The sequence below is a fragment of the Streptomyces sp. NPDC059092 genome, from assembly GCF_042756365.1.
Lineage (GTDB): Bacteria > Actinomycetota > Actinomycetes > Streptomycetales > Streptomycetaceae > Streptomyces.
This window is the reverse complement of sequence record NZ_JBHZEJ010000135.1, coordinates 1-6,330: the sequence shown is the minus strand read 5'-3', so window position 1 is coordinate 6,330 and position 6,330 is coordinate 1. Positions and strand designations below refer to the sequence as shown.

General features: G+C 73.1%; 1 protein-coding gene and 1 pseudogene. Both read right to left on the bottom strand.

The window, feature by feature from the left end:
- A pseudogene (locus ACFXPL_RS36810) lies at positions 1 to 5,379 on the bottom strand (beta-ketoacyl synthase N-terminal-like domain-containing protein); the annotation flags it as partial.
- Between the two features lie 114 nt (positions 5,380 to 5,493).
- Positions 5,494 to 6,330, bottom strand: an 837-nt coding sequence (locus ACFXPL_RS36805; protein WP_384927536.1) for a beta-ketoacyl reductase, incomplete at its 5' end; no start/stop codon positions are given.

Here is a 6,330-nt window from a genome sequence, read left to right as displayed (position 1 = left end):
ACCCACCAAATGCCGGACCACCACACCCCCCAGCACACCCGACGCACCCGACACCACCACCCACCCCCCACCCACACCAGACACCGACCCGGACCGAGCCGACGAAGGCGACGAAACGACGGACGGAGCGGTCTGCGCACCGGCCGACGGCACAACCGGTGAAGCGGCCGGCGGAAGGCTCAACACCAGCTTCCCCACATGCCCCGCCCGGCTCATCACGCCGAACGCCTCATCAGCCCGCCGCACATCCCACACCGAGGCCGGCAGCAATTTCAACGCACCCGACTCCAGGAGTCCCACCACCTCCCGCAGCATCTCGCCCAGCCGAGCGGGCCCCGCCTCCGCCAGGTCGAAGGCCTGGTACTTCACCCCGTCGAAAGCAGCGGCCACCTCTCCCGGATCCCGCACATCCGCCTTGCCCATCTCCACAAAACGGCCCCCCGCACGGACCAGCCCCAACGACGCGTCCACCAACTCCCCCGCCAACGAATCCAGCACCACATCCACCCCCGCACCCACACCCGGCCGAAAACGCTCCACAAACCCCACCGACCGCGACGAAGCAATCCGATCCCCCGACACCCCCAACCCCCGCACCACCGGCCACTTCGCCTCACTCGCCGTCGCAAACACCTCCGCCCCCAACCACCGAGCCACCTGCACCGCAGCCATCCCCACCCCACCAGCAGCCGCATGCACCAACACCGACTCACCCACCCCCACACCCGCCAGATCCACCAACGCGTAAAACGCCGTCACAAACGCCACCGGCACCGACGCGGCCTCAACGAACGACCACCCCACCGGAACCCCCACCACCACCCGCTCATCCACCACCACGGACGAGCCGAACCATCCGGGGGCCAGTCCCATCACGCGGTCGCCGACGGCCACATCTGTCACGGCGGAGCCGACCTCGGTCACCACACCCGCACCCTCACTGCCGAGTACGGCGAGTTCGGGGTCGGGATACATGCCGAGCGAGATCAGCACGTCACGGAAGTTGAGCCCGGCCGCGCGGACCTCGACGCGCACCTCCCGCTCCCCCAGCGGCCGGGCCGCCGCGTCCGTGGGTACCGGGGACAGGCGGTCGAGGCCGGCTCCCGGAGTGGTCCGCAGGTGCCAGGAGCCGTCGGGGAGCGCAGGCACGGCCGGGACCGCTGCCAGCCGCGGGACGGTCATCTCGCCTCGCCGAAGCGCCAGTTGGGGTTCCCCGGTGACCAGTGCGGAGGGCAGGGCCGCGAGTGAGGCCGGGTCGTCGTCGAGGTCGACGAGGACGAATCGGCCGGGGTGTTCCGACTGTGCGGACCGCACCAGGCCCCACACGGGTGCGGCGGCCAGGTCCGATACGCCCTCGCCCGCTCCGGCGGCCACGGCTCCCCGGGTGACCACCACCAGCCTGGCCCCGGCCACGGCGAACGTCTCGTCCGCCAGCCAGGACTGCACGAGTGTCAGCGCGCGGCCGGCGGCGGACATGGCCTCCTCGGCGATGTCCGCGCCGGTGTCCGGCGATATCCCCACCAGCACGCACGTCGGCATCGGGCACCGGCCTGCGGCTGTCTGCCCGGCGAGGGCGGTCAGGTCCTCGTGGCGTGCCGCGAGCCGGTCGAGACCGAGTCCGTCCGCGCCGAGGACGGCGAGGGCCGGTGGTGTGGCGGCGGGCTCCTGGCCGGTGGCCGCCGCCGGGGCGGGCGTCCATTCGACGCGGTGCAGGGTGCCGTCACCGCTCCCGGCGGTGCCGCGTTCGGCCTCCCCCAGGGGCCGGGTCACCAGCGTCTCGGCCGACGCCACCGGTCGGCCGGTGTCGTCCGCCACGGTCACCGACATGCCGCCGCCGGTGACCGGTGTGAGCCGCACCCGCAGGGTCGAGGCCCCGGTCGCGTACAGGGACACGCCGGTCCACAGGAACGGCAGCCGTACGGCGGTGACATCGTCCGCGCATGCCGCCCAGGCGTGCAGGGCGGCGTCCAGCAGCGCCGGGTGCAGGCCGAAGCCGTCACCGGCCCGGCGCGCCTCGTCCGGCAGCGCGACCTCGGCGTAGATCTCCTCGCCCCGGCGCCAGACGGTTCCGAGGCCGCGGAAGGCGGGCCCGTAGTTCAGTCCGGCGTCGGCGAGCCGCTCGTACAGTCCGCTCGTGTCGACCGTGCGGGCGCCGTCGGCCGGGGGCCAGGTGCCGAGTCCGGCCGGTTCGCCGTGGTCGCCGGTGATGCCGGTGGCGCTGAGCGTGCCGCGGGCGTGCCGGGTCCAGACGCCGTCGGTGCCGCGGGCGTACACGCCGACGGCACGGCGGCCGTCGTCCTCCGGCCCGTTGACGGTCACCTGGACGCGCAACGGCCCGCCGTTCCCGGGGAGCACCACCGGGGTTTCGAGGCTGAGTTCTTCGAGGCGGTCGCAGCCGACGGCGTCGCCCGCGCGCAGCACGGTCTCGACGAGCGCGGTGCCGGGGACGATCACCCGGCCCCGCACGGTGTGGTCGGCGAGCCAGGGGTGTGTGCCCGGCGACCAGCGGCCGGTGAACAGGTACCCGTCGGAGTCGGGCAGCGGAACGCCGGCGTCGAGCAGCGGGTGTCCGACGGTTTCCATGCCGGTGGCTGCGGCATCGGCGGTGGTCACGGCCGGGTCGAGCCAGTGGCGGCGCCGTTGGAAGGCGTACGTCGGCAGCTCGACCCGGTGTGTGCCGGCCGCGTCGAGCGCACGGGACCATGCCACGGGGGCTCCGGCGACGTACGCCTCGGCGAGCGAGCCGAGCAGGCGTGACTCACCGCCGTCGTCCCGGCGCAGCGTCCCGACGACCGACACCTCGCTGCCGTGGTCCTCGGCGGTCCGCTCGACGCCGGGCGTGAGCACCGGATGCGGGCTGACCTCGACGAACTGACGGAATCCCGCGTCGAGCAGGGCGCGGACGGCTTCCTCGAAGCGGACCTGGGAGCGGAGGTTGCGGTACCAGTAACTCCCGTCCAGCGTCGTCGTGTCGATGGTCTCGGCCGCCACGGTGGAGAAGAACGGCACCTCGGACGGGCGCGGGGAGACCCCGGACACCGCTTTCTCGACGTCGGCGCGGATCTCCTCCACGTGCACGGAGTGGGAGGCGTAGTCGACGGGGATACGGCGTGCCCGCACGCCTTCGGCGTCGTACGCCGCGAGGAGTTCTTCGAGGGCGACGGCGTCACCGGAGACCACGAGGGTCGAGGGCCCGTTGACCGCCGCGACGGACAGCGCGCCGTGGTGGGAGTCGACCGTGCGTCGCACTTCGTCCACCGGTGCCGTGACGGAGACCATGCCACCGCGGCCCGAGAGTGCCACCAGCGTGCGGCTGCGCAAGGCCACCACCCGCGCCCCGTCCTCCAACGAGAGAGCACCCGCGACCACCGCGGCGGCGATCTCACCCTGCGAATGCCCCACCACCGCCGCCGGACGCACCCCGAACGACTCCCACACCGCCGCCAAAGACACCATCACCGCCCACAACACCGGCTGCACCACATCCACCCGACCCAGCCCGGGTGCCCCCTCCACACCCCGCGCCACATCCGCCAACGACCATTCCACGAACGGCTCCAGGGCGATGCCGCAGGCCGCGAACCGCTCCGCGAAGACAGGTGAGGACTCCAGCAACTCCACGGCCATCCCGGCCCACTGGGATCCCTGACCCGGGAACACGAAGACGGGCCCCGGGCCGCCCAGGTCCGTGCCGGTGACGAGTTCCGCGGGGCCCTCGCCGGTCGCGTACCGCGTCAACCGCTCCACAGCGCGGGCCTGGTCGGGGGCGAGGAGCACCGCCCGGTGGTCGAACGCGGTACGGGTGGTGGCCAGGGCGAGGCCGATGCCGGCGGGTGTGTGGTCGGGGTGCCGCTCGGTGTGGGCGGCGAGGCGGGCGGCCTGGTCGCGCAGGGCGGCGGCGGACTTGGCCGACAGGGCCCAAGGGACCAGCGGGAACGCACGCGCCGCGGTGGGCTCCCGCTCCGGAGCGTCGTCCGAGAGCGGTACGTCGCCGGGGACCGGTGCTTCTTCGGCCGGTGCTTCTTCGACGATGACGTGGGCGTTGGTGCCGCTGATGCCGAACGACGACACTCCGGCGCGGCGCGGCCGCTCGCCGCGCGGCCAGGGGACGGGGCGGGTGAGGAGGCGTACGGTGCCGGAGGACCAGTCGACGTGCGACGACGGCTCATCGGAGTGGAGGGTGCGCGGCAACTCTCCGTTGCGCAGCGCCAGAACGGTCTTGATGACTCCGGCCACACCGGCCGCCGCCTGCGTGTGTCCGATGTTCGACTTCACCGATCCGAGCCACAACGGCCGCTCCGCCGCGCGTTCCCGCCCGTACGTCGCCAGCAACGCCTGTGCCTCGATCGGGTCGCCGAGCTTCGTCCCGGTACCGTGCGCCTCCACCACGTCCACATCCGCGGCGGTCAGCCCCGCGTCCGCCAACGCCCCACGGATGACGCGCTGTTGCGCCGGCCCGTTCGGTGCGGAGAGGCCACTGCTGGCGCCGTCCTGGTTGACGGCGCTGCCGCGGATGACGGCGAGGACGCGATGTCCGTAGCGGTGGGCGTCGGAGAGCCGTTCGAGGCAGAGCATGCCGGCGCCCTCCGCCGGGCCGAAGCCGTCGGCGGCGTCGGAGAAGGGCTTGCACCGGCCGTCGCGTGCCAGGCCGCGCTGACGGCTGAAGCCGATGAAGGTGCCGGGGGTGGGCATGGTGGTGACGCCGCCGGTCAGGGCGAGGTCGCACTCGCCCTGACGGAGCGAGCGGGTGGCGAGGTGGAGGGCCACGAGAGAGGAGGAACAGGCGGTGTCGACCGTGACGGCGGGACCCTCCAGGCCGAGTGTGTAGGCGATGCGTCCGGACACGATGCTGGTGGTGGTGCCGGTCATCAGGTGTCCCTCGACACCACCGGCGTCGTGCAGGCGCGGCCCGTAGTCGGACGCGACGGCTCCGACGAACACGCCCGCGTCGCGTCCCTTCAGCGACGCCGGGTCGATACCGGCCCGCTCGACCGCCTCCCAGGATGCCTCCAGGAGCAGGCGCTGCTGGGGGTCCATGGCCTGTGCCTCGCGAGGGGAGATACCGAAGAACTCGGCGTCGAAGTGGCCGACGTCCGCCAGGAAGCCGCCTTCGCGGACGTACGTCCGGCCGGGCTCGTCCGGGTCGGGGTGGTGGACGGCCTCGATGTCCCAGCCCCGGTCGTCCGGGAAGGGTGTGATGGCGTCGATGCCGTCCCGCACGAGGTGCCAGAGGTCCTCGGGGGTGGTGACGCCGCCGGGGTAGCGGCAGGCCATGCCCACGATGGCGATCGGTTCGTGGGCCGCGGCCTCCAGATCCCGCAGTCGCCCCCGGGTCTGGTGCAGGTCGGCGGTCACCCGGCGGAGATAGCCGAGGAGCTTGTCTTCTTCCGGTTCCGACATCAGTGCCTCACAGGATCGAGCTGCGGTGTCAGGGGGTCACGTGGCGCGCGGCGCCGGGAGGGGCGGGAGCGGGAGGTCGGGGTCCCGTCCTGGTCAGAGCGAGCCGAATTCCCGGTCGATGAAGCTGAACAGTTCGTCGGCGGCCGCCGATGCGAGGTGGTCGGCCACATCGCCCGTGCCGGCCTCCGCGCCGGGTGCCGGCGAGGTGGCGCCGTCCGGTCGGCGGGGGTCCGCGTCCTGGGCGGTGTGCCCGTCGCCCGCTGTCTGCGGCGACAGCTCCCTTCCGAGGTGTTCGGCGAGGCGGGTGGCGTCCGGGTGGTCGAAGATGAGGGTCGCGGACAGGCTCAGTCCGGTCGTGGTCCTGAGCCGGTTGCGCAGTTCGACCGCGGTCAGCGAGTCGAACCCGATGTCCAGGAACCCCTGGTCGGCGGGGACCGCGGTGGCCGCCGCGTGTCCCAGCACGGTCGCGGCGTGCTCCCGCACGGTGCGCAGCAGCACTTGGTGGCGCTCGGTGTGTCCGAGCCCCGCGAGTCGTCGCGCCAGCGGGGTCGCGTCCGGCTGCTGCCCGTTTCCGGCGGAGGCGGGCGCGGGAGCGCGGTGTCGGGTTGGTTCCGGTTGCCGGACCAGACCCCTCAGCATGGGCTGTACGGGACTGCCCTCGTCGCTCGCGGCCAGGGCGCGCGAGTCCAGCCGAGCGGCGAGGACCAGGCTCTCCGCGGATTCCCCTGCCGCGTCGAACAGCCGCAGCCCCTCGTCGTTCGACATCGGGAGGACGCCCATGCGGTTCATGCGGGCGAGGTCGGTGTCACCGAGGTGCCCCGTCATCCCGCTGCGTTCGGCCCACAACCCCCACGCGACAGAGACCCCCGGCAGACCACGCGAGCGCCGATACGCCGCCAACGCGTCCAAAAACGTGTTCCCCGCCGCATA